This window comes from Treponema phagedenis (assembly GCF_008153345.1).
In the GTDB taxonomy this organism is placed as follows: Bacteria; Spirochaetota; Spirochaetia; order Treponematales; family Treponemataceae; genus Treponema; species Treponema phagedenis.
Window position 1 is genome coordinate 1 of sequence record NZ_CP042818.1, and the last position, 26380, is coordinate 26380.

Sequence of the window (26380 nt, forward strand, 5' to 3'; positions counted from 1 at the left end):
ATGGATATATCAGGATATGAAATTTTTTGGAAAGAAACTTTAAAGCAGCTAAAAGAAGAACTTAATCAAGGTGAATTTAATATGTGGTTTATTCAAATTGACTTTAACTCAAGTTCAGATGATAGTATTGAAATTTCCGTACCTTCAGATTTTTTCAGAAAAGAATTTAGTCAAAAATATCAAAAAAAGCTTGAAAATAAATTTTTAGAAATATCTGGACATGAAATTTCACTTCAGTATGTTATAAAAAAACCTAAACTTACAAATTCTGCTAACAAATCAATTATTCCTGAAAAAAAAGAAGAAAAGAGGGAAGAAAGAAAAGAAAAACCTCAAAAGATAAAAAATTCTCACCCTGCTTTAAAGGATAATTATACATTTGATAATTTTGTTGCAGGTGAAGATTTAAAATTTACTCAAAATGCGGCACTTTCCGTCGCAAAATTTCCCGGAAAAAACTACAATCCCTTGCTCATTTTGGGCGGTGTAGGCTTGGGAAAAACGCATTTAATGCAAGCTATCGGAAATGAGATTTATAGGACAACTGACTTAAATATTATTTATGTAACTGCAGAAAGTTTCAGTAACGAATTTATTTCCGCTCTTGGAAGTAAAAAAACCCAAGAATTCAAAAATAAATACAGAAAAGCCGATGTACTTTTAATTGACGACATTCATTTTTTTCAGAATAAAGACGGTTTACAGGAAGAGCTTTTTCATACTTTCAATGCATTATATGAAAGCGGTAGACAAATTGTTTTTACTTGCGATAGACCTATTAAAGAACTTAAGAATTTTTCAGAGCGTTTAAAATCACGATGTACACGCGGTTTGAATGTAGACTTAACTATGCCATCTTTTGAAACTCGTTGCGCAATCTTAATAAAAAAACTTGAAATTTACAATAAATCAAATCCCGATAAAAATATCAAAATTTCAGATGAAATTATTCACCTTATTGCACAAAATGTTTTTTCAAATGTAAGAGATTTGGAAGGCTGTTTAACAAAAATTATTGCATTCACTGAAATTTCAGGAGAGGTAACTATAGATATTATACCAGATTTACTAAAAGACTTTTTTTATCTTCCCAAACCAAAAAACGTCAGCGTGGATATAATTTTGAGAGTTGTTGCGGAAGATTTTAATATCTCATATGTGGATTTAAAAAGCAAAAAAAGAACTAAAACTATTGCTTATCCGCGACAAATAGCTATGTATCTTGCGCGGCAAATGACGGAATTATCAACAACGGAGCTCGGTATTGAATTCGGCGGAAGAGATCATACAACAATTATTCACGGAGTAGAAAAAATCGAAAATGAGATTTTGATCAATCCGTCGTTACAAGCAAATTTAAACTCTCTCAAAAATACCATTTCCGAATTATCAAAAAAATAGGATAAACTCTGTATTTCTTTTGTAAAATATGTTAATATATCGTTAATATTTGTGGATAAGTTTTAAATTTTATATAAGCTTGTGAATTTGTGGATAAACCAAACAAATTATCCACAAGCTTATATACAAGCTAAGTTAATGAAATACAATACTTTAGTTTTGTTCTTAAGAAATTCACAGGACTTACTATTACTATTACTAAATTTATATATTATACATTAATATTAAGAAGAGAAAATCGAGGAGAAAAAAATGAAATTTACCTTTGATAAAGATGTATTCTTGAAAGAATTAGCCATTGCACAAGAGATTATCTCAAACAAAACAGCCATATCTATTCTTTCAAATGTTTTACTTACAGCCAAAGAAGGAAGCTTAATACTTAAAGCAACCGACATTAAAGTAAATTTTGAAACAAAAATTCCTGTAGACATACAGGAAGAAGGCTCTACTACTGTTTTTTGTGATAAATTTGTCAGTGTTATTTCTTCTCTTCCTCAGGGAGAAATTGAAATCACCGAAAAAGATCAAAAACTGATTATAACATCAGTAGCAAAAAAAGCGAAATTTCAACTTCGAACAATTTCAGACAATGACTTCCCGGTATTCTCTGAACCAGATAATATTCAATTTTTTGAAATCAATACAAAAGATTTTAAAGAGATGATAGAACAAACCGTTTTTTCAGTTTCAGATGATGAAACTCGTTATTTTATGAACGGTGTCTATATGGAGAAAAAAAATGAAAACCTTATCTTTGTCGCAACAGACGGACGAAGACTTGCATATATCGAAAAAAACTTTGGCATTACTATTCCCGACTTTAAAGGAATTATTATCCCTCCAAAAATTCTCTCTATTATAAACAGAAGAACTCAAAACGAAGGTTCAATAGCTATTGGCGTAGGAGAAAAAAACATATTCTTCAATTTCGGATCATATAAATTCTCTTCCGTCCTTATAGACGGACAATTTCCAAATTATGATAAAGTTATACCTGAAAATCAAGATAAATCTTTTGAAATTGAAAAGTCGGAATTAACCGATGCTTTAAAACGCGTTGCTTTATTAGTTGAACAAAAAACAAGAAGAATTTTCTTTAATCTTAATTCCGGCTCTCTTATTATCAGTTCTGAAGAAAATGAGTTAGGGCAAGCAAAAGAAGAAATTCCCTGTCAATATGAGGGAGATGAAATAGTAATGGCTTTAAATTATTTATATGTTGAAGAGCCTTTAAAAGTGATAAATTCTGACCGCATAAAAATAGAATTTACTGATCCTATGCGTGCTATCACTCTGCGTGCAGAACCTAATAAAGATTTTTTTCATATTATAATGCCAATGCAAATAGAGTAGGATATGCCCTTTCTTACAATCTCTCTTGTAAATTTTCGCAACTTATCAAATAAACCGATAGATTTATCAGCTCCGGAAGTTTTTTTAATAGGAAAAAACGGGCAAGGAAAAACCAATCTACTTGAAAGCTTGTACATTGCTTCTTACGGCAATTCTTTTAGAACGCGCACAGATTCTGAAATTTATACTACCGGCACAAATGAATACAGCATTCGAGCAATGTATAAAGCGGAAAAAACCGATTCAATTTCCATTATTTCAAAAAACGGAAAAAAACAAATAGAAAAAAATTTAAAAAAAATACGATCTCGTAAAGACTTGGTAAACGCCATTCCTTGTGTACTTTTTTTTCATAACGATTTAGATTTTGTGGTCGGCTCTCCCGAAAGGCGAAGGTTTTTTATAGACCAATCTCTTTCAATGTATAATCCGTTTTATCTTGATCTTTTACAAAAATACACTGTTCTATTAAAAACAAAAAATAAAGAAATTAAAGAGCAAAAAAGAGTTTTATTAGACAGCCTTGATGTGCAAATTGCCTCTGTTGGCTTTGAAATTATCAGCTACCGAAAAAAAACAATCGATGAGTTTAATACCATTTTTTCGGATATTTATGAAAAGGTCAGCGGCATTGATAATGTAAGAATTGAGTATAAACCTTCGTGGAAACATTCATCAGCTGAAGAAGTTATGGCACATCTTGCGGCAAGAAGGGAAAAAGATATTCTTTTAGGAACCTGCATGTCGGGGCCGCATCGTGATAAAATTCACTTTGTACGAAATAACGAACTTTTTATTTCTACCGCATCAACGGGACAGCTTCGTTTAATTTCTCTTGTATTAAGAACCGCACAAGCATTGTTTTTTACAAAGATTACCGGAAAACTGCCTATTTTACTGATGGATGATGTACTTCTTGAGCTTGATCCTGATAAAAGAAAATCATTTACCGATCTTTTACCAAAATATGATCAGCTTTTTTGTACATTTTTACCAGGCGAACCGTATAAAAAATATGCAAAAGAAAAAACCTTAATTTATTTTGTTTCAAACGGAGAATTTCATGCAGAATAAAATAAAAAAAATTGCTGATTTGATCATTCCCGCTACAAAACAAATAGAGTGTTTTTATGAATCCGATGCTTTACAGGCATATAATGCATGGGTTGAAATTGTAGGAGAAAATATTGCATCTCACAGTGAGCTCACTGATATAAAAAACGGACAAGCAATAATTACTGTAGACCATTCCGGCTGGAGTCAACAAATTCTTTTAAAAAAAGAAAAAATTCTTGAGATATTTACAAAAAAATATCCTCAGTTAAACATCACCGGACTCAGTATTTTTGTAAAATCAGAAATTAAAGATGAATATAAAAAAGAAAGAAAATTTTATAAACCTTCCGCTAAAGAAATAAAAGAATTTGAAAATGATGAAATAAAAAAAGATCTGCCTCCAGAACTTAAAAAGAAGTTTAAAAGTTTAAAAAAAGCAATACAGAAAAGTTATAAAAAAGAATAGTTTATTTTTCAGTCAATAACACCATATTTTCACGAAAGAAGCAAGATTTTTTAATAAAACAAAGCTTAAAAAATTTTATAAAGAAAGAGCCCGACACGGCACAAGGGCGAAGTTTTGAAAATTTACTTTAACTTCGCCTACGAGTTTTACCTGTTTACAACAACGGATCAGGTAAAACATCGTTTTGAATTTAGCAACGGTGAGTAATTTACCATAGCAATGTTGAATCCAGTATTTTTGATGTCAATAACCAGTGAATATTTCACCCCTAAAGGGGGTTAATTTTGCAATGAAAATTGCACCCCTTAACACATCGAGTTATCCTGCTTTTGCATCTTTAAGTAAGAATTCATAAATCAAGTCAATAACTACTTGAGGCAGGTCTCCGGTTCGTCCAACCGTATCGGTTCGGTATATATCATCGAGCGGTACAATCGGATAGAATTCATCATGTATTAAAGCGCGTATACCATGTTTTTGTGAAATCAATACATTTACCGTTGTGCCTGCGCCGAATTTATTCTGCTCAATTTTAAACAAATGGTTTTTGATTGAGATGGTAGAACCGCTTGAAAGCTTGCGCGTAATAACCGATGACAACAGTTTATCAAGATCGAGTGTTTTTGGCGTCGGTACAAACATTGAATATGAATCGCAGGCCGAAACACCAAACTGTTTGTTGAAAATACCGATATACTCTTTTAAGAATTGATTCGCTTGCTCTATGGTTGTAATTCCGCGTCGTGCAAATTCAACAGGGAGTCGGCTTTGTAAAGTTTGCCATAATCGCTCAACACGTCCTTTTGCTTGTGATGAATGAGCCGGGAACATATCGATTCCTAAGTACTTGATAATTTTGCCGAATTGTGTTACTTGTTCCTCGGTTCCTTGTAATTGCTCCTCAATGGATAACTGTTTTTTTGCATTAACAAAAAAAACGCTACACTTATCCGGATAAAGAGCGGCAGGGAGTCCATAATTTTCGAGTGTCTGCCGCAGAACTTCTAAATATCCGAGCAGGCACTCGTTTTTGCATAAATAAAGACCGGTAATCATTCCGCGCGCATCATCAATAAAAGCATGTAATGCGGATTTTTCTTTCCCGCCGAACCAAGGAAACGGGGTTGCGTCCACTTGCAACAGCTCTCCGAAGCAAGCTCTTCTCTCGCGCGTTTTATGCACCTTCTTTCGTGTTCGTCTTTTCTTTGGTGAACAAATTCCATGTGATAACAGAATACGGCGCAGAGTCGAATATGACAGCTGCAATTGATATTCTTCAGTTACTATTTCATGAAAATGCAAAAAATTGCTTTTTGACAATGCGGGATCGCTTCGCAGCGCAAGTAATCGCTGCTCAATTTCTTTCGAGGTCTTCTTTGCAGAGGGACGCTGACTGTTGCCATGCAGCATTGCTGCTAAACCCTTTTCTTTGAACGCCTTTTTTAATTGCTGTACGCGTCTTCGTGAAAGGTTTAATCGAAGCGCAGCTTGTTGTACCGTACATCTCCCCTCTAAGCAGTTGGCGATAACATGTCCTCGTGTAATTTGATCAATGCTCATAAATAATTTCATTCCTCCAGTGTAATGTAATAAGTCAATAATTTCACCTCGGTAAAATATAGGGGCGAAATATTCATTGAAAACTTATAGGGGTGAAATTATCACAGATTAAAGACAACCAGTATTTTTGATTGACAGATGAAAAATCGTCCTTTATAATTCTTATAATGCGTCAACGCATTAAACATTACCTTTTTAGGAGGCGTTTTATGAATCCATTGGATTTATCTCAGTATCCGGCAGAGCCGTTTAAAATTAAGGCGGTTGAGCCGGTCGCGGTAATTTCAAAAGAAATGCGCGAAAAAGCTATGGCTGAAGCCGGTTATAATACGTTTAACCTGCGTTCTGAAGATTGTTATATAGACCTTCTGACTGATTCGGGAACAAATGCAATGAGCGATCAACAGTGGGCCGGAATAATGATCGGTGATGAGGCGTATGCGGGATCGCGTAACTGGCTGTATTTGGAATCTACGATCAAAGAGTTAATGGGTTTTGCTCATGTGGTTCCCACTCATCAGGGGCGAGGCGCTGAAAATATTCTTTCAACAATAGCTATTAAACCCGGTCAGTATGTTGCAGGAAATATGTACTTTACCACAACTCGTTATCATCAGGAAAGAAACGGCGGAATTTTCGTAGATATTATCAGAGACGAAGCTCATGATGCAGGTTTAAATGTACCTTTTAAAGGAAATATTGACCTCAAAAAATTAGAGAATCTTATTAAAGAAAAAGGTGCGGAAAATATTGCATATATTTGTCTTGCCGTTACGGTAAACCTTGCCGGCGGGCAACCTGTGTCGATGGAAAATATGCGAGCGGTACGCGAAATTACTAAAAAACACGGCGTAAAAGTATTTTATGATGCAACTCGTTGTGTAGAAAATGCGTACTTTATCAAAGAACAGGAAGAAGGCTATCAGAATAAATCAATTAAAGAAATCGTGCACGAAATGTTTAGCTATTCCGACGGCGCAACTATGTCCGGTAAAAAGGATTGTATTACCAATATTGGCGGATTTTTGGCATTAAATGATGATGAGCTTTTTGGTAAAGCAAAAGAAATTGTCGTTGTTTTTGAAGGTATGCCTTCGTACGGCGGAATGACCGGACGGGATATGCAGGCAATGGCAGTCGGTTTACGAGAATCGGTACAGGATGAGTATATTGAGTATCGAGTAAAGCAGGTTCGTTATCTTGGTAATCTTTTGCTCGCTGAAAAAATCCCGATTATTGAGCCGATCGGCGGACATGCGGTTTTCCTTGATGCACGGCGGTTCTGCCCGCACTTAAAGCAAGAACAATTCCCCGCGCAATCTTTGGCCGCTTCTTTGTACATGGATTCGGGTGTTCGTTCGATGGAGCGCGGTATTGTATCAGCAGGACGCGACCCGAAAACAGGCGAAAATCATATGCCGAAGCTTGAGACAGTACGTTTGACAATTCCCCGACGAGTTTATACCTATAAGCACATGGATGTTGTAGCGGATTCGGTTGTAAGACTTTATAAACATAAAGAAGATATTCGTCCTTTGAAATTTGTATATGAGCCAAAACAGCTGAGATTCTTTACCGCAAGATTTGCTTACGCAGATTAAAAGATAAAAATAAACTAAACTTCATAATTCGGTAGTATATCAAAATCTGATAATTACCGAATTATGTTTATCTTCTGTTGTAATATGTTTTAATTAAAAATAAAATATTTTATCTAAATTAAAAACAAAACTAAGGAGAAAACATTGGGTAATGAAAAAAAATTTCAATCAAAATGGGGATTTATTCTTTCATGCGTAGGTTCTGCCGTCGGTATGGCTAATGTATGGGGATTCCCATACCGAATGGCGGCCAATGGAGGAGGGGCTTTTCTTTTAGTATATATTCTTTTTGTTGCTCTTTTTAGTTATGTAGGTTTATCTGCGGAATACGGGGTAGGAAGAAGATCGGGAACAGGAACCTTGGGGTCATATAGATTCGCTTGGTCGACGCGCAATCAAGGAACGGTCGGATCTGTTATAGCTTGGCTTCCTTTAGCAGGCTCAATGTGTATTGCAATAGGATATGCAGTTATTGTTGCTTTAGTTCTGAAAGGTTTGGTTACTTCGGTTTCTGGTTCTTTATTCAGCTATACTTCGCAAGTTGTAGACGGAGTAACAAAATCCGGTTCTGAAATTTGGTTTGGTGAAAGCGCTTTTACTCCTTATGGATTACTTCCGTATCACATTGTTATTGTAATCGGAACACTTTTGACGCTTGTCTTAGGGGCAAAGAGTATTGAAAAAACAAATAAAGTAATGATGCCCTTATTCTTTATCCTTTTTTTAATTCTTGCTGTTCGTGTTTCTTTTTTACCGAATGTGGGAGAAGGATACAAGTATATGTTTATTCCGCGTTGGGAATATCTTGCAAAACCTTCAACCTATATTTGGGCAATGGGACAAGCATTCTTTTCTCTGTCAATTACCGGCAGCGGAATGATTGTGTATGGAGCTTATTTGCCTGAAACGGAAGATTTAGTCGGCGGGGCAATACAAACTGCACTTTTCGATGCTTTAGCGGCAATTATTGCGGCATTGGTTATTATTCCTGCAACGTTTTCGTTTAATGCAGAGGAAATAGCCGAAGTTGTTGCCGCAGGAGGAAGTATCCATGAGGTTGTAAACAAGGGTCCGGGGCTTCTCTTTATAACTTTGCCTGAATTATTAAAAACAATTCCGATGGGGCGCTTTTTTGCGATTGTATTGTTTTTAGCCGTAACTTTTGCCGGCATTACTTCCCTACAAAACATGTTTGAGGTTGTAGGAGAATCACTCATGCATCGATTCCCAAAACTTAAGCGAAATGCAATGTTAACTCTTCTTGCGGTAATCTGTTTAGGAATAGGAATAAACATGGAAGCCATTTATCAATGGGGATCGTGGATGGATATTATATCAATTTACATTATTCCGATCGGAGCGGTTCTGGGCGGTTTTTCATGGTTCTGGGTTTGGGAAAAAGATGATATGATGAAAGAAATTAACAAAGGTGCTGCACGGCAAATAGGAAGTTCATGGTTAAACCTTGGAAAATATCTCTATGTGCCCCTTGCGATTATTATTTGTGTTGCAGGCTTCTTTACCGGAGGCTTTTAAGCATAGGCTTTTACTGTTGAGACAAGGCAAGCGGATTATTTTAATTTGCTTGCCTTTTTTATTTTAAAATGAGATGTGTTCAAAAAGAAAGGGTGAGACTTTGCTACAGTCTTCCTGAGGGACGGAGTGCAATTCAATGCATAAGCGAAAAAAGCACTTAACACTATGGTAAGTTTGCTCACCGTTGCGCCGTGTCGGGCTCCTTTTTAATAAAATTGTATGGAAAACATCGGACACGCCAAAGCATCTTGTCCAGTAAAAAACTAAAATCGATGGGCTTAATGTCGGCTGCACATTGTTTGTGCGCTTTTATTAAAGGCTTGAAGAAGGCTCTATTTTTTGCTATACTGCATACGTTATGGAAGAAATTACAACCCCTGAGGGCGGAATCCTTATCCCTATTCCGATCGAAACTGAAGTAAAAAGAGCCTACATCGATTATTCAATGTCTGTTATCGTCAGCCGAGCATTGCCGGATGTGCGGGACGGTTTAAAGCCTGTTCATCGGCGTATTTTGTACTCAATGGAAGAAAAAGGTTTACGATATTCGGGGCCGACAAGAAAGTGTGCAAAAATTGTCGGTGATGTGCTTGGAAGTTATCATCCGCACGGAGACGCCTCTGTGTATGATGCGCTTGTTCGATTGGGACAGGACTTTTCTCTTCGGTATCCGGTTATTCACCCTCAAGGAAATTTCGGTACTATCGGCGGAGACCCCGCAGCTGCTTATCGTTACACGGAAGCAAAAATGGCAAAAATTGCCGAATCAATGGTCGAGGATATAAAAAAAGAAACTGTTGATTTTATTTCAAACTTTGACGATTCTACAAAAGAGCCGACGGTTCTGCCCGCAAAATTTCCTTTTTTACTTGCAAACGGTTCAAGCGGTATTGCGGTCGGTATGGCAACAAATATGCCGCCGCATAATTTACGCGAAATTGCTTCCGCTATCTCGGCATATATTGATAATCCGGAAATTACAATTGATGAGCTTTGCAAGCATATAAAAGGTCCCGATTTTCCCACCGGCGGTACTATTTTCGGTAAAAAGGGAATCCGCCAAGCATATAAAACAGGGCGCGGAAAGATTCTTGTCCGCGGTCGATTTACCATTGAGGTTGATAAAAAAGGGAAAGAAACAATTATCTTTACCGAAGTTCCTTATCAGGTAAATACCACAAATCTTGTTACAAGAATAGGCGAGCTTGCGCGTAACAAGGTGATTGACGGTATTGCAAATGTCAATGACGAGACATCGGATCGCACCGGTTTGCGTATTGTTATTGAATTAAAACGGGGTGCAATTACCAAAGTTGTGCTCAATCAGCTTTTTGCAAAAACAGTCTTACAATCATCGTTTGGTGTTATAAATCTTGCGCTTGTAGAGGGGCGTCCTCAAACTCTTACCTTAAAAGATTTAGTGAGGTGTTTTGTAAATCATCGAATTGAGGTTGTTACCAGAAGAACCCGATTTGATTTGCGAAAAGCCGAAGAGCGTGCGCATATTTTGCGAGCGTTAATTGTAGCGATTGACAATATCGATGAAGTAATTGCGATTATTCGCTCTTCCGCCGATACACCGACTGCAAAACTGAACTTGATGAAGCGGTTTGGTTTTGATGAAGTTCAATCGCAAGCAATCGTAGACATGCAGTTGAAGCGCTTAACAAACTTGGAAATAAAGGATTTGCGTAAAGAATTGGAGGAATTAGAGATTCTTATTGCGCATCTTAAAGACTTGCTTGAGCATCCGGAAAAAATTCGTGCACTGGTAAAAGATGAAACAAATGAAATCGCTGATAAATTCGGCGATGAGCGCAGAACCGATATTGTGGCCGATGAGGTTGAAGAGTTGAATATCGAAGACCTAATTCAAAAAGAAGAGATGGTGATTTTGATTTCAAACCTTGGCTATATTAAAAGAATCCCCGTTTCAGCATACAAGAGTCAAAATAGAGGCGGAAAAGGTTCAAACTCCGCAAATCTTGCAGAAGATGATTTTATTGACCAAATATTTACCGCCTCAACTCATGATTATATTATGTTTATTACGAACGAGGGAAAGGCTTATTGGCTCAAAGTTCATGAAATCCCCGAAGCAAGCAGAACAAGCCGAGGATCGCATATTAAATCGTTACTTTCCGTGTCGGGAGATGAAGAAATAACGGCGGTTGTTTCGTTAAAAGAATTTTCAGATTCTACATATTTATTGATGGCGACTGCTGCAGGTGTGGTAAAAAAAGTTACAACCGATAATTTTCAGAATGCAAAAACGCGCGGTATTATCGCTATTAAACTTGATGACGGCGATAAACTGGTCAGTGCCATATTGACAACCGGAAAAGATGAAATCATGCTTATTACGCGGCATGCACAAGCGCTGCGCATGACGGAAGAAGAAATCAGACCGCTTGGTAGAGCTTCGCGCGGAGTTGCGGGAATAAAACTTGCGCAAGGTGATGAATTGACCGGCGCACTTCGCGTTGCGGATAATCAAAAAATGTTGATAATGACTGAAAACGGTTACGGAAAACGTGTGGAATTCTCGGAATTTACTCCGCACGGAAGAGCAACCGGCGGACAAAGAATTTACACTCTGTCTGAAAAAACCGGAGAGGTTGTGGGACTTCTTACTGTTTTGGATGATGATGAGGTTGTCTGCATAACCGGACAGGGCAAAACTATTCGCGTCAACGTTGATTCCATCAGTATTATGGGAAGATCGGCGCAAGGTGTAAGAGTTCTTGACATTGAAAGCCCTGATATTCTGATTGGACTTGATGTTGTTGCAAGGGAAACAAACGAAGAAATTGGACAAACATCTTCGGAGAAAGCAATAAATACGGAACTCGATCTGGACGGAAGCGATTCCTAATCTTCTTTATGAGTCAAAAAAGCCGGCAATTGTGCCGGTTTTTTTATTGATACACGCCTAAGTTTTAAGAAAATACTTTTGCCTGTTCCTAAAGATAAGAAAAGTAATACTGTTAAATGATTTAATTCAAAAAAACACAGTCTAAAAATGTTTCACGTGAAACATTTTGATGGAGTGTAACAGTTATTTAATTTGACAAGGCAATTATTTTTAATTCATCTTATACAAAATCCTAAAAACTTTTATAAAAGAGACCGACACAACGCAACGGTGGGCAATTTACCATAGGAATGCAAAATCTGATTTTGACATTCGTGCCAAAACAACACCTGTGAGTTTTAAAAGCACTTGAAAAGAGTTGTGCTTTTAAAACATCGTTTCTGCATGGAAGCATCGCCATTCGTGGCTATTACTTCGGGAATGTTTAATTGGGTAAGCTTTATTATCGATGTATTTTCTAATAGTAACTTAATCACGAAACGTTATAATAGGGTAGCGATCTTTTGATATCTCAATTAGTTTTTTCGTTCATTTAACACAAATTGTAAAAAAAATTTATAAAAGAGAGCCAACATAAAACAATGGAAACAACTTATTAGAGGAATACTAAATCAGAGAATAATTCTATTAGTATAACAGTAACTTAATTACAAAGCATAATTAGTAATAGGAAAAGAAGGGGAGTTTTATTCTAAAAAGAAAAGTATTTAAAAACTGAAACTAATAGAGAGTAGATTCTCTTTTCGATTTCTTTTTTTTGGTGTTTTAATTTTTAAATAAATGGATTATTATTGTGGATAAGTTGTGTTTAAATTTTTTCTGTTCAGAGAATTTAGCAGATAATGTTTCACGTGAAACATTATCTGCTAAATAAATAAAAAGATTTCTGCTTAAAAGGTTGAAATTATTGCGTATTTGAGGTGTATTTAATGATTTTTTAATCTTATAAAATAAATATAAAAAAGTATTGAATTTTTTAATTGTGGATAACTTGTTAATAAAATATTCTGAATTAACAATATTCTGCTGTAAAAAAGAAAAAGATGGCTGAAGTAGTAAAAATCTCTTTATTTTCACGGAATTATACCTAATTTTCATTGATAATTTTCGATGTTCTGTCTTCTTGTAAAGTTCTGTCTACCAGATATGTTTTTATAAAATTTTTATATTTCTGAATATCTTGTGGATAACTTGTTAAAATTTTATGAAAAGATGTGGAAAATATGTTTTTATTGAGGGTATCAATGACCAGCGAATTGTATCTTACTCTTACGCGTGTGAACGCCCTGCCTGCATAATGGCAGGCGGTCTGCGGATTTGGTATTCCTATGGTAAATTATTCACCCTTGCGAAATTCCAAACGATGTTTTAAAGCATCAACATAAAACTGTAAAATTGAAGTTTAAAAACTCGTTGGCAAAGTTAAAGTAAATTTTCAAAACTTCGCCCTTGTGCCGTGTCGGGCTCATTTTTTATACAATTGTTTACGGTTCGTATGATTAAAAAGTCTTGCTCTTGTTGTGTTTTTCTCTTGCTTTGTTGCGGCTCTATCAGTAAAATGGTATTCTTATAGAAGAAGGAGTTTGCAATGACGAAAAAATCTTTTCGGCAAGTTGCTGCCGGCATTCCGTGGTGGCTGGTGATTATAAGTTTTTTAGGGCTTTATTTTTTGGTTGCGGCATTAGTAAATGAATCGTATCGCAGTATATTTTTTGCCGTGGCAAGCGGACTTATCACAACACTTTTGGTTGCGATAGTTGCATACATCCTTTCAATATTTTTCGGCCTGCTTTTGGGGCTTGCCCGTGCCTCGCATATCCGCTGGCTGAAAGAGCTTGTCACCGTATACATTGAGCTGGTGCGCGGGCTGCCGATGCTTGTTATCCTCTATTATATTGCCTTTGTTGCAGTTCCCGCGATCTCCTCCGTTTTGAATGCGGTTTTCGCACCGTTAATCAATGCGGAAATTATGGAGGGCTTTTCGCCTCGAAGTTTCAGCTTTGCGCTGCGGGCAATTATCGCTTTAGTACTCGGCTATTCCGCCTTCATTGCGGAAATATTCCGTGCGGGGATCGAAAGCGTTGATAAAGGACAGGTGGAAGCCGCCTCCGCACTCGGGCTCACCAAAACTCAAACTATGATTCATATAATTCTTCCGCAAGCAACCCGAAACATTCTTCCCGCGCTTGCAAACGAATTCATTGCCGTGATAAAAGATTCCTCGCTTGTATCCGTACTCGGTGTGCAGGATATAACGCAAATCGGAAAAGTATACTCTTCCGCCACCTTCTTATTTTTTGAAACCTATAACGTAGTCGCCTTCTTCTATCTTTGTTTAACCATCAGTTTATCAATTGCAGTGCGGCGGCTTGAACGCAAACTAAAAAAAGGAAAACGATAATGAGTGCGCTTATTTCAATTATAAACATTTGTAAAACCTTTTCAGCGGGAACCGACACCGAAGTACATGCGCTGAAAAATGTTTCTACCGAAATTCAGCAAGGTGAAGTAGTTTTAATTGTCGGCCCCTCGGGTTCAGGGAAAAGCACTTTGCTGCGCTCCATCAACCTGCTGGAAAAAATCGACTCAGGAAACATTATTATAGACGGAAAGTCAATCACCGCCGATAAAATCGATATTCGCAGTATTCGGGAAGAGGTTGGCATGGTATTCCAAAACTTCAACCTTTTTGCGCATCTTTCGGTGCTTGAGAACATTATGCTTGCACCGCGTCTTGTAAAAAAAATGCACAAGGACGAAGCCCGCTCCGAAGCAATGCGGTTTTTACAGCGAGTCGGGCTCGGCGAAAAAGCAAAAAACTATCCGGCGCAACTTTCCGGCGGGCAGCAACAGCGAGTCGCAATCGCCCGCGCCTTAGCGATGAATCCAAAAATCCTTCTTTTTGACGAACCCACTTCCGCCCTCGACCCCGAAATGATAAAAGAAGTTTTGGACGTAATGAACGACCTTGCAAAAGAGGGCATGACCATGCTTGTTGTCTCTCACGAGATGGGCTTCGCCAAAGCGGCAGCCGACCGCATCATCTTTATGGATCACGGCAGCATTGTCGAAGAAGGCCCGCCGCAGGTAATTTTCACCTCCCCAAAAGAAGAGCGCACTCGGAACTTTATTCAGCATATTCTATAGCTCCCCTTCGCACGACGTACGCTAAAATATGAAAACTCTTCTCATGTACAGCGGATAATCAGCCGATAAGAAATTGGATAGAATTTTTGAATTTGTTTACTATTGGGTAGATTGATTTTATAAAATGTGCAACTATTTTATGATCAATGTATTCTAGTATGATTTTTATTTTCATATTATACTTATATTTACAATTATGAGCGATTTAACTTTTTTTGCAGGAATTCCTTTGCCGCATGGCGCAACTTTAAAAGAAGATGGAATTAATTTCAGCCTTTTTTCTCGGCACGGGTCTTCGGTTATTTTAGAGCTTTTTGATTGCCCTGAAGCAGATACTCCGTATTATTCTTATACATTAGATCCCAAAGTTAATAAAACCGGAAATATTTGGCATGTGTTTGTGCGCGGTTTGGAAAAAAATGCTTTGTATTTATATAGGGTAAACGGTCCCTTTATTCCGAGTGAAGGATTGCGTTTTAATGTACATAATTATCTTTTAGATCCCTATGCGCGGGCGCTTGCGAATTTTGATGCGTTTACCGCCGCTGAAAATGTTCAAACCACTCCTACGCATGTTGACGGAGACTTAAGTTTTTCAACCAAAATATCCGCAAAAAACTTCCCAAAATGTATTGCCACCGATATTTCAGAATTTGATTGGCAGGGAGACCGCCCGCTTAATTATCCTTTACGAGACTGTATTATTTATGAGGCTCATGTAAAAGGCTTTTCCGTGCATCCGAATTCTCCTCAAGAATATAAAGGAACCTATAAAGGAATAATTGAATCTATTTCGTATCTAAAGCAGCTTGGTATTACCAGCTTGGAGCTTTTACCCATTCAGGAATTTAATGAAAACGAAAATACCCGTACTAATCCACGTACCGGCGAGCGTTTGCGTAATTATTGGGGATACAGCACCATTGCGTTTTTTGCTCCGAAGGCAAACTATGCCTTTAATAAAATCGGCAGTGGTCCGGTAAATGAATTTAAAGAAATGGTGCGAGAGTTGCACAAGGCCGGAATTGAGGTAATCCTCGATATTGTTTTTAACCATACTGCCGAAGGGAATCAGTACGGTCCGACTCTTTCATTTAAAGGTTTGGATAATTTTATTTACTATATGCTTGAGGATAATCCGCGTTATTATCGGAATTATTCCGGTTGCGGAAATACTGTTAACTGCAATCATCCGGTTGTGCGCAGCTTCATTATTCATTGTCTGCGTTATTGGGTGGTCGAAATGCATGTGGACGGGTTTCGTTTTGATTTAGGTTCAATTTTAGGAAGGGATTCTAAGGGGAGCCTATTGGAAAATCCGCCGATGATTGAGCGAATTGCGGAAGATCCAATCTTATATCATACTAAAATAATTGCGGAAGCATGGGATGCGGGCGGCGCTTATCAGGTTGGTACTTTCCCTGGCTCTCGATGGGCAGAATGGAATGATAAATTCCGATCCGAAGTGCGGCTTTTTTGGCGAGGAGATACGCCGAATGCCCACCGACTTGCTACAAGAGTTACCGGCTCATCGGATCTTTATCTTGACGACGGAAGAAAGCCTTTTCATTCGGTAAATTACGTTACCTGCCATGACGGTTTTACTCTTTATGATCTTGTCAGCTATAATCGAAAACACAATGACGAAAACGGAGAAGAAAATAAAGATGGCAGTGATGATAACTGCAGTTACAACAACGGTTTTGAGGGACCGACGGAAAATAAAGCGATAGAGAGCATCAGAAGAAAAAAAGCAAAAAACCTCATGAGCACTCTTTTACTCTCACTTGGAACTCCGATGTTTTTAATGGGAGATGAGGTGCTGCGATCTCAAAACGGCAATAATAATGCGTATTGTCAAGACAACGAAATATCGTGGTTTGATTGGGATCTGGTAAGAGAAAATGAGGGAATGTTGCTTTTTATGCAAAAGCTTATTCATTTGAGAAAAATGCATCCGATCTTTAGGCGTGCGGAATTCCTAACCGGGAAGGGTGATGAAAATCGCAAAGGTCCTGATATTTCCTGGTATAATGCAAAAGGTTTTCCGCCGAATTGGGAAATCCCTTCGCAATTCCTTGCGTATTATTTAGACGGTACCAAAGCGCGTACAAGAGCCGAATATGACGACAATGATTTTTATCTTATGCTTAACGCTTCCTCATTTGATGTAACCGCTGTACTGCCGGTACCGCTGCGTGGACGAAGTTGGCATCGCTTAATCGATACTTCTTACCCTGACGGAGAAGAGTTTTTATCGGAAAAGGAAGACGCTTTAATTGCCAATCAACGGCGATATGTAGTGCTTGCACAGACAATTGTTGTTCTTATCGCAAAATAAAATTTTGTGTAAACATAATTTTATCAATGACAGCGGATTCAGAATTCCTATGGTAAATTACTCACCGTTGCTCAATTTCGAACGATGTTTTGCCTCACACTCCGGCGTAAGCAGGCAAAACTCATAGGCGAACCAAAGGCGGAAATTCCAAAAGTTCGCCCTTGCGCCGTGTCGGACTCTTTTTTATAAAAATTTTTTTAGGGTTTGCATAAAATATAATTCACTGCTGATGCTTTTAAACATTGTTTGATGCCGGTGCGATTTATCGTAGGATGCTTGTGGCATAGGTTTTGCGGTTTTTCGTGCAGCCCATATACTGAGAGTTAGATTCCCGTTTTTGTGCATATGTAAACGAAGGCACACTTGCTTGCATTCTTTCCGGTTTTGTGTAATACTCTGAATTATGAGAAAGTTAACAAATATACGAATAGGTATTGATGTCGGCTCTACGACGGTAAAGGTTGTTGCCCTCGATGCAGAGAATGCACTTCTTTTCAGTAAGTATGAACGCCATCGCGCAGATATACGAAATACAATTATCAAAGTAACCGGCGAGGCTCTTGACTCCGTTGAACAGCAATGCGGGGCGGAGGTACGGCTTTCAGTGATGGTAACCGGTTCGGGCGGACTTGCGGTTTCGCATTGGCTTTCCATTCCTTTTATACAAGAAGTGGTGGCATCCACAACAGCGGTGCGCCAACTTATTCCCTACGCCGATGTTGCTATTGAGCTTGGCGGAGAGGATGCAAAAATCACGTATTTTGAGCATAGTATTGAGCAGCGCATGAACGGCACCTGCGCCGGCGGCACAGGGGCTTTTATTGACCAGATGGCAGCCCTGCTCGAAACCGATGCTTCGGGTTTGAATGAGCTTGCAAAAAGTGCAAATACTATTTATCCGATTGCAGCGCGCTGCGGCGTTTTTGCAAAAACCGATGTGCAGCCGCTTATCAACGAAGGAGCGCGGCGGGAAGATATTGCCGCAAGTATTTTTCAGGCGGTGGTAAGTCAGACCATATCGGGACTTGCCTGCGGTAAACCGATTCGCGGCAGAATTGCCTTTTTAGGCGGCCCCTTACATTTTTTAGACCAGTTAAGGAAAAGGTTTATTATCTCTTTAAACTTAGCGGAAGATGAGATTATCACTCCCGATAAATCGGAACTTTTTGTGGCATTAGGTGCCGCTTTTAATGCGCCGCTTGTTACCGACGCCGACGTTAATGCAAGTACAAAAAAGTCGGCAAAGAATTTTGCTTTTCCTTCTTATAATTGCGGCGGAGGTTGTTCCTCTTCCGTAGGAGGTTGTTCGTGCGGCACAAAAACATTTAAGCTTGCAAATCCCGCTCAGCGGATAAGTCTTGCAAAACCGAAACAGCTTAATCCAACACAGATTCAAGCTGCCGTCTTTGATTCGCAAGATGAAGAAACGGTTCACCTTGTGAGCATTGCCGAATTTCGACAGGCTCTTGCAGGAATCGCCGATGCTGAAATGAACGAAGTGCAGCGGCTTGAACCTCTTTTTAAAGATGAGGAGAGTCTTGTTGATTTTCGATCCCGTCATGCAAAAGAAAAAGCGGCAACGGCTGAGCTTGCAAAGGCGGAAGGCCCGCTTTTTTTGGGGCTCGATGCGGGTTCAACCACAACCAAGGCAGCTTTGCTTGATTCGGAAGGAAGAATCCTCTGGAAGTTTTATGCGGTGAATGCGGGCAATCCGGTAAAACTTGCTGTTGAAATGCTCAAAGACTTATACAAACAAATTCCAAAAAAAGCATATATTGCCCGCACCGTTTCTACCGGATACGGCGAAGGGCTTTTTCAAGCCGCACTCGGAGTGGATTCCGGCGAAGTAGAAACAATTGCGCATTACCGCGCCGCAGACTTTTTCTTACCCGGAGTTGAATTCCTGCTTGATATCGGCGGGCAGGATATGAAATGTCTGCATATGCGGGACGGCGCTATAACCTCTATTCAGCTGAATGAGGCTTGTTCTTCCGGCTGCGGGAGTTTTCTTGATAATTTTGCACGCTCACTCGGTATGCCTATCACCGAATTTTCGGAAAAAGCCTTGCTTGCACAAAAACCGGTAGATCTCGGTAGCCGCTGCACAGTGTTTATGAATAGCCGTGTAAAGCAGGCTCAAAAAGAGGGTGCTTCTGTCGGCGATATTTCAGCGGGGCTTTCGTATTCGGTTATCAAAAACGCCTTGTTTAAGGTTATCAAACTTCGCGACCCTTCCGCAATCGGAAAAAAAGTGATTGTGCAAGGCGGCACCTTTAATAATGATGCGGTACTGCGTGCCTTTGAGCTTATTTCTGGCGTGCAAGCGATACGCCCCGATGTTGCGGGCTTAATGGGCGCATTCGGAGCCGCCCTGATTGCGCGAAGCGAATGGATTGACGCAGGCTCAAACGGTGTCTCGAATCTTGCAAATCTCGAAGATTTAGAAGATTTTTCGGTAGACCTTGAGCTGAGACGCTGCGGGAAATGTGCCAACAACTGCCTTTTAACGGTAAATACCTTTAGCGATGGCGAACGCCGTTTTATCACCGGCAATCGCTGTGAACGGGGGGCGGAAATTGATAAACTTCCCGATTTTAAGGCGCCCGTCCGTACCGCAAAACCGAAGGCTGCACCGATTCCGAATCTTTTTGATTGGAAATATAAACGCTTATTTCAGTATAAACCGCTTGCCCCAGACAAGGCTCCACGCGGTGTTATCGGAATTCCGCGGGTGCTTAACATGTACGAAAACTACCCGTTTTGGTTCACCTTTTTTACCGAGCTTGGCTTTTCGGTTAAACTCTCTCCGCGCTCTACACGCAAAGTGTACGAGGTGGGACTTGAATCCATTCCTTCCGAGTCCGTCTGTTACCCGGGAAAAATTGCACACGGACATATTGAATCCCTCCTTAAATCCGGTGTAAAAACAATATTCTACCCTTGTATTCCCTACGAAACAAAAGAGGATGAAGGGGCGGGAAATCATTATAACTGCCCGATTGTAACTTCCTATCCGGAAGTGCTGAAAAACAATATTGACGCATTGCGCCAAGATGCGGATGTGCTTTATATCAATCCTTTTCTTCCATTATATAATAAAAAACGCTTAATCGAACGCTTGTTTGAAGAAATAGGGCAAACCTTCGGACTCTTCCTTTCAGAAATTACCGCAGCAGTAAATACGGCATGGGAAGAGCAGGAATCCTTCCGGCGCGAAACAGAGTTAAAAGGCGAGGAGATTTTAAAAGAGATTGAGGAGCGGCATTTGCACGGCATTGTGCTTGCGGGGCGCCCGTATCATGTCGATCCTGAAATTCACCACGGAATTCCGGAACTTTTAACCGGACTCGGGTTAGCCGTACTGACTGAAGATTCTGTTGCGCATCTCGGTAAGGTAGAGCGCCCTTTGCGTGTGGTAGACCAGTGGGCATATCACAATCGATTATACCGCGCAGGGCAATTTGTCAGCACCAATGCCAACCTTGATCTTATCCAGCTTACCAGCTTCGGCTGCGGACTTGATGCGGTAACAGCAGATCAGGTGCAGGAAATCCTTGAAGCAAAGGGAAAAATGTATACTTTGCTCAAAATAGACGAAGGCTCAAACCTCGGAGCGGTGCGAATCCGTATTCGAAGTTTGATGGCGGCAATAAAAGAGCGTGAGCGCTCTGGCATTAAGCTGCAAAAAAAATCAGCTGCATACAAGCGAGTTATTTTTACTGAAGAAATGGGCAAGCGTTATACTATTCTTGCACCGCAAATGTCTCCAATCCATTTTGAGTTGCTAGAAGCAGCATTTGAGCACTCGGGCTTTAACGTTGAAATTCTTCCCGAAGTGGATTCAAAAGCAGTCGATTGCGGTTTACGCTATGTAAATAACGATGCTTGTTATCCGGCTATTATCGTTGCAGGACAAATGATTTCCGCATTACAGTCAGGCAAATATGATCTTAACCGCATTGCATTGATTATTTCTCAAACCGGAGGCGGATGTCGTGCAACAAACTATATAGGATTTATTCGCAGGGCACTTGCAGATGCGGGGCTTGCGCATATTCCCGTTATCGGGTTAAGTGCACAGGCAATAGAAACGAGCCCCGGTTTTAAACCGACAGGGGCGCTTTTAAACCGTGCACTAAAATCTCTTGTGCTGGGAGATCTTCTCATGCGAGTTTTGTATCGCGTGCGTCCCTATGAAGCTATAAAAGGATCCGCTGATGCGCTACACAGAAAATACGCGGCACGAATAAAAGCTGAACTCAAAGACTTGCCAATGCAAAAATACCACGCACTTATTCAGGACATTGTGGATGACTTTGATACGTTGCCTTTGCGCAATGTACACAAACCGCGTGTTGGTGTAGTCGGTGAGATTCTGGTAAAATTCCACCCTGTTGCGAATAACGATATATTTAGAACAATTGAACGGGAAGGCGCCGAGTGTGTTGTTCCCGATCTGGTTGACTTCTTCTTTTACTCGCTTAAAACGGAAATTGATAAAAATAAAATACTCGAGAACTCACTTAAGCAGCGAATTAAATTTCATACGCTTATTTGGATGCTTGAGCGGTATCGAAGCTATATGAAAAAAGCTTTACGAAACAGCAAACGCTTTAATCCGCCTGAATCCATTTATCATCTGGCACGAGGCGTTGATGGCATTGTACAGCTCGGCAATGTAACCGGCGAAGGCTGGTTTCTCACTGCGGAAATGATAGAGCTTATCCAAAGCGGTGTTCCGAACATTGCCTGCATTCAGCCTTTTGCCTGCCTGCCGAATCACGTAACAGGAAAGGGAATGATAAAAGAACTGCGCCGCCGATATCCCGATGCAAACATTTCCGCAATAGACTTTGACCCGGGCGCAAGCGAAGTAAATCAGCTGAACCGCTTAAAACTTCTTCTTGCAAATGCACCGAAAGGCAGCCATCCGGATGAAACTAAAATTAATCCTGATGCGGATATTCGTGTAAAACGCAGCGACACACAAAAATGGACGCAAAAAACAACACAAGAAAAAATCAAGCCGTCATATAAGCAAAGTTTCGACGCATTGGCGTAATCAACTTCGGCTTAATATTTATATCAAGTCGAAGCTGTTTGCAGCATTTCCAGAGCAGCCCTGCATCTCGCACCGTTAGGAGGAATGCAAGTGTCAGAACGGGCACGGACGCCCGTGGTTCTACGCAGCAACGATGTTTTAAAGCAAAACTATTTATAAAGCTTTAAAACTCGTCGGTTAGTTTTTGCCATGGACGGCAAAAACTAACCAAGGCTCTCTTTATAATTTCGTGTCATCAATTGAATGCAAGAATTCCTTGCATGCCGGAGTTATTGATGCGATGCAGCCCGCAGCAAAGGGGTTTTTGAGATTTGCGTATTCAACAAGTTGTAAAAACGGCATGGAGCCGCCCGCCTTGCAAAGCCGCAGGTAGTCTTTCCATGCAGAGTCGTGGTTTTGTTGCGAGCGCACCCAAAATTGCAGCGCGCAAACTTGGGCAAGGGTGTAATCGATATAATAAAAAGGCGAATCAAAAATATGGGATTGGCGCATCCAATAACCGCCGCGGTTCAGATAATCATTGTCGCCGTAATTGCGCATCGGAAGATATTTTTTTTCTATTGCGCGCCACTGCGCTTTTCGCTCCGCCGGAGAGGCTTCGGGATTTTCATAAACCCAATGCTGAAATTCGTCGACACTCACGCCGTAGGGCAAAAACTCAAGCGCCCCGGAAAGATGGGTAAAGCGGAATTTTTCCGTTTGGTGCTTAAAGAAAAGATTCATCCACGGCCAAGTAAAAAACTCCATGCTCATTGAGTGAATTTCGCACGCCTCATACGTAGGCCAAATATATTCGATAAGGCGGGCATTTCTGCTTTGATAGGCTTGAAAAGCATGCCCCGCCTCGTGCGTCATCACTTCGACATCATGCTGGGTTTCATTAAAATTAGCAAAGATAAAAGGCGCCTGATAATCATAGATGGTGGTACAATACCCGCCGCCCTCTTTTCCTTTTTTTGAAAGCAGGTCAAGTAGCTCGTTATCGGTCATAAACCTGAAAAACTCATCGGTTTCGGGGGAAAGCTCCTTGTACATTGTTTTTGCCTGCGCAATAATCCAATCGGGGTCGCCTTGCGGAACCGCATTGCCGGTGGTGTACTTTAACGCCTCGTCATAATAAAAAAGAGTATCAAGCCCGAGCCGCTGCTTTTGCCGCTTTAAAAGCTCAGTGCTGATAGGCACAATCTCATCGTAAATTTGCTTGCGGTATTTTGCGACCATATCGGCAGTATAATCCGTGCGGTTTAAACGGTCATATCCAAGCTGCACATAGTTTTTATAGCCCAGAGTGCGCGCAATGCGCGTGCGCACTTTTACCAGCTCATCATAGATTGAGTCCATGTCATTTTACATGAGATTTGGCAAAACTGTTACCTTTCGAGCAAATCCATATATAGCGTATGTTTATTAAAAAATAAGCAAAAAGCCATATATATAGTGTTTATCAGTGATAAAGTGTGCTTTTAGGAAAAGGTATGATTTTACACGAGGTTTGGCAAAAATTGATGAAAAATGCCCAAAAAGGGCTGTTTTTAGCCGTTTCTGTTACCTTAAATCTTTTTATTTTTTGGTTTTGAAAAATCGGGAAAATTTTTAAGAAAATCCGCTTAAAAAGTAGTAAAAAACCAGATATCCGGGGCTGTTTTTTATGATGTTGTAAAAGTTATTCACAGCTTGTGGATAACCATCGTTTTACAGGGCTTTTTATTCGGATTTTTACGCCGTTTTAATACCCATTAAACCGCTTTTTTTGATTGCCCTTTTATCGCGGTTTCCAGTCTGTTTTTTGCGATATTAAAATAATTATCGTCAATTTCCATGCCGATAAATCGGCGGTTTGTATTCAGGCACGCAATGCCGGTTGTGCCGGAACCCATAAACGAATCCAATACGACATCGCCTTCATCGGTGCTGTCAAAAATAAATTTTTCCATTAGTTCTATCGGTTTTTGCGTCGGGTGTATTTTTTCGCCGTTTGTTTTTCTCGCTCCGATATTAAACGAGGCTACATCATCAATTATATTTGTTATGTAGGACTTTTTAATTTTTCCGGAAAACATAATAAATTCATGACCTGAACCGTAAACATTTAGAGACGGCCGACCGTGTTTTTCCCAGACTAATAAATTTTTAACCTGCATAACAGAATCAAGAAGCGGATAATAAAAAGCATAGCTGCGCCAATCACAAAAGAAATATATACAGCCGTCAGGCTTTAAAATGCGCTTATATTCTTTAAAAAGCTTTTCATAAAAAGGCTTACAAATAGCTAAATCATTAAAGCAACCCTTTTGGCTATTGTGAGTCATGCCTAAAAAATACGGCGGATCAGTAATTATTGACTGTATGCTTTCATCCGGAATTTTCGGCAAAAAGTCTAAACAGTCGCCATGCAGTAGTTCGATATTTTCGGTTAATTTCATTTTTTTTACCTTCCTTTTTTACATAATTTTTAAATTATACTGAATTAAACGATGTAATTTTGTAATACAGATAAATGCAAAAAAAAATAAAAAATCTTTCAAACAAACTGCTTGAAAGCTTTTTATATTGAGAAGATAATATGTTTTTAAATTTAAACTTATTTTTTATTTTCCGGTTCCGGTATGGGGCTGTCATCAACAATATCGAAAAAAACCTTTGGGTATAAATAGTCTTCTCCGGAATCGTCGACTATACGATAATATTTTCCCTCTATTGCAAATACCTCATAAGCTTCTTTATCTTGAAACCAAATATCTTTTTTATTTTTATTTACTACCTTCATGTATCACCTTTATAATTCGTTTTTGTTTAATCTCAACCTTTCCAATGTTTTTACATTGGTACCAGTGTATTTCAGCACGATATTCATCACCGTCTTCATTCACAAGTATCGCCGTACCTCTCACCTTATACCAATCTTTTGCTTTTGTAAAGCTCCCGTTTTGATGTTTATATGTTTTTATAAGTCTGTTTACATCTCTTATTTCTTTCCCTTCCGCAATTACTTTTATACTTTTTACATAAGTGCCCTGTTTGATAAAAGTATCAAAATCATATGCGTCATATTCAGGATTATATACGGTTTTTTGATGTTTAATATACCACCGTCGTTCCATTGCTCCAACCGATTTAGGAGTAGTTTTAAACGGTGTGTTTTCTATATCTTCTTTTGTAAGAATATAATCTTGTACACCGATTTCCTTTGCCTGCTCTTCAACCTCTTCTTGTATGCCGTACTCTTCTATCCGTTTTTCCATTGATTCAATTAAACGCCACCAATCGCCATTTTCGATTGGATTTCCGCCGAAGCCTTCTTGCGGCATAAAGTCTTTTTTTATTTCGTCTATTGACGGTTCTACGATGTTGGTGCCTGCTCCCGCTTCATAATCGTATACGGCGCGGATTGTGGTGCGGCAGTTAAAATGGTATGGCGGGAATCCGTAGACCGTCCAAAACGGGTGATCGGCCTTGAGTGCTTTCCCGTTGCCTGCAATGCTTGCGATGTTGTTGCATATGTCGGTTGTTCTTCCGTCTTGGATGACTAAGAGCTCCCACGCACGAGGCGGATTACTTGCGTATTGAGTGAGGCGGCCTGCGGTATAAGCGGTCTGCACATTGGTGCGATAAACTGTTTCCCAATAGCCGGGTAAAAAAGGCTTTCTAATATTTTTGGTAAAGCTTTCTATTTCTTCCCATGACTCCTGCCATCCTTCGCCTTTTTCGAGAGCTTGAATTAATCGCTTACGCACATCTTCGATATGGTCGCATTCGCTCAGGCGTGCAACCGTAAAGGCTCTAAAGCGGAACTTCGGCTCCAATGCATCCCAAACTTGTTTTTCAATTGATACTTTGCTTTTTAAAAAACCAATCGCTTCTTCAAACGGGAGCGGGTCAACGGCGGAAGTATAAGAAACATTATCGGCAAGGTTTACGTCTTTTTTTTGCAGCGTAATTCCTGCATGATTAAAGCCTAAAAGAAAAGCACCCGCAATTA

Annotated in this window: 15 protein-coding genes and 1 pseudogene; 11 read left to right on the forward strand and 5 right to left on the reverse strand. The window is 39.5% G+C overall.

All coding sequences use genetic code 11. The features are described from left to right. The 4 genes from dnaA to FUT79_RS00020 all read left to right on the forward strand — a co-directional run bounded on the left by dnaA (position 1) and on the right by FUT79_RS00020 (position 4279). Positions 1–1401, forward strand: coding sequence for a chromosomal replication initiator protein DnaA (dnaA, locus tag FUT79_RS00005; protein WP_024752807.1), 1401 nt, complete (start codon positions 1–3; stop codon positions 1399–1401). A 252-nt stretch (positions 1402–1653) separates the two neighbouring features. Beyond that, positions 1654–2757, forward strand: a complete 1104-nt coding sequence (gene dnaN, locus FUT79_RS00010; protein WP_002695674.1) for a DNA polymerase III subunit beta — start codon at positions 1654–1656, stop codon at positions 2755–2757. Between the two features lie 3 nt (positions 2758–2760). Beyond that, a complete protein-coding gene (gene recF, locus FUT79_RS00015) occupies positions 2761–3831 on the forward strand; it encodes a DNA replication/repair protein RecF (protein WP_024752808.1) in 1071 nt (356 codons plus the stop codon). Next, positions 3821–4279, forward strand: a complete 459-nt coding sequence (locus FUT79_RS00020; RefSeq protein WP_024752809.1) for a DciA family protein — start codon at positions 3821–3823, stop codon at positions 4277–4279. The genes recF and FUT79_RS00020 overlap by 11 nt, the downstream gene beginning before the upstream one ends. Before the next feature lie 318 nt (positions 4280–4597). Here FUT79_RS00020 and FUT79_RS00025 read toward each other — a convergent pair whose 3' ends face one another. Beyond that, positions 4598–5851, reverse strand: a complete 1254-nt coding sequence (locus FUT79_RS00025; RefSeq protein ID WP_148889167.1) for an ISNCY family transposase — start codon at positions 5849–5851, stop codon at positions 4598–4600. Between the two features lie 197 nt (positions 5852–6048). Here FUT79_RS00025 and FUT79_RS00030 point away from each other — a divergent pair, with 197 nt between their 5' ends. From FUT79_RS00030 to FUT79_RS00060, 7 genes are all read left to right on the forward strand, one after another. Continuing rightward, a complete protein-coding gene (locus FUT79_RS00030; RefSeq protein ID WP_231577591.1) occupies positions 6049–7440 on the forward strand; it encodes a tyrosine phenol-lyase in 1392 nt (463 codons plus the stop codon). A gap of 144 nt (positions 7441–7584) precedes the next feature. Beyond that, positions 7585–8976, forward strand: a complete 1392-nt coding sequence (locus FUT79_RS00035; protein WP_024752812.1) for a sodium-dependent transporter — start codon at positions 7585–7587, stop codon at positions 8974–8976. 358 nt (positions 8977–9334) lie between these two features. Beyond that, on the forward strand, positions 9335–11851 hold the full coding sequence (gyrA, locus tag FUT79_RS00040) for a DNA topoisomerase (ATP-hydrolyzing) subunit A (protein WP_024752813.1): 2517 nt from the start codon (positions 9335–9337) through the stop codon (positions 11849–11851). A gap of 1588 nt (positions 11852–13439) precedes the next feature. Next, positions 13440–14252, forward strand: a complete 813-nt coding sequence (locus tag FUT79_RS00045) for an amino acid ABC transporter permease (RefSeq protein ID WP_148879489.1) — start codon at positions 13440–13442, stop codon at positions 14250–14252. Then, positions 14252–14998: an amino acid ABC transporter ATP-binding protein gene (locus FUT79_RS00050; RefSeq protein WP_002695655.1), complete on the forward strand. Its 747-nt coding sequence runs from the start codon at positions 14252–14254 to the stop codon at positions 14996–14998. The genes FUT79_RS00045 and FUT79_RS00050 overlap by 1 nt, the downstream gene beginning before the upstream one ends. A 196-nt stretch (positions 14999–15194) precedes the next feature. Continuing rightward, on the forward strand, positions 15195–17339 hold the full coding sequence (gene glgX / locus FUT79_RS00055; RefSeq protein ID WP_024752816.1) for a glycogen debranching protein GlgX: 2145 nt from the start codon (positions 15195–15197) through the stop codon (positions 17337–17339). A 403-nt stretch (positions 17340–17742) separates the two neighbouring features. Further along, a complete protein-coding gene (locus FUT79_RS00060) occupies positions 17743–22401 on the forward strand; it encodes a 2-hydroxyacyl-CoA dehydratase (protein WP_024752817.1) in 4659 nt (1552 codons plus the stop codon). 219 nt (positions 22402–22620) lie between these two features. Here FUT79_RS00060 and FUT79_RS00065 read toward each other — a convergent pair. The 4 genes and pseudogenes from FUT79_RS00065 to FUT79_RS14930 form a co-directional block, all read right to left on the reverse strand. Further along, positions 22621–23745: pseudogene (locus FUT79_RS00065) on the reverse strand (M3 family oligoendopeptidase); the annotation flags it as partial. Positions 23746–24137: 392 nt separating this feature from the next. After that, on the reverse strand, positions 24138–24824 hold the full coding sequence (locus FUT79_RS00070) for a DNA-methyltransferase (RefSeq protein WP_148889169.1): 687 nt from the start codon (positions 24822–24824) through the stop codon (positions 24138–24140). 158 nt (positions 24825–24982) lie between these two features. Beyond that, positions 24983–25168 carry a hypothetical protein gene (locus FUT79_RS00075; RefSeq protein WP_024751770.1) on the reverse strand — a complete coding sequence of 62 codons (186 nt, stop codon included), beginning with the start codon at positions 25166–25168 and terminating at the stop codon, positions 24983–24985. Continuing rightward, on the reverse strand, positions 25152–26204 hold the full coding sequence (locus FUT79_RS14930; RefSeq protein WP_244951101.1) for a phage head morphogenesis protein: 1053 nt from the start codon (positions 26202–26204) through the stop codon (positions 25152–25154). The genes FUT79_RS00075 and FUT79_RS14930 overlap by 17 nt, the downstream gene beginning before the upstream one ends. Between the last annotated feature and the right edge of the window lie 176 nt (positions 26205–26380).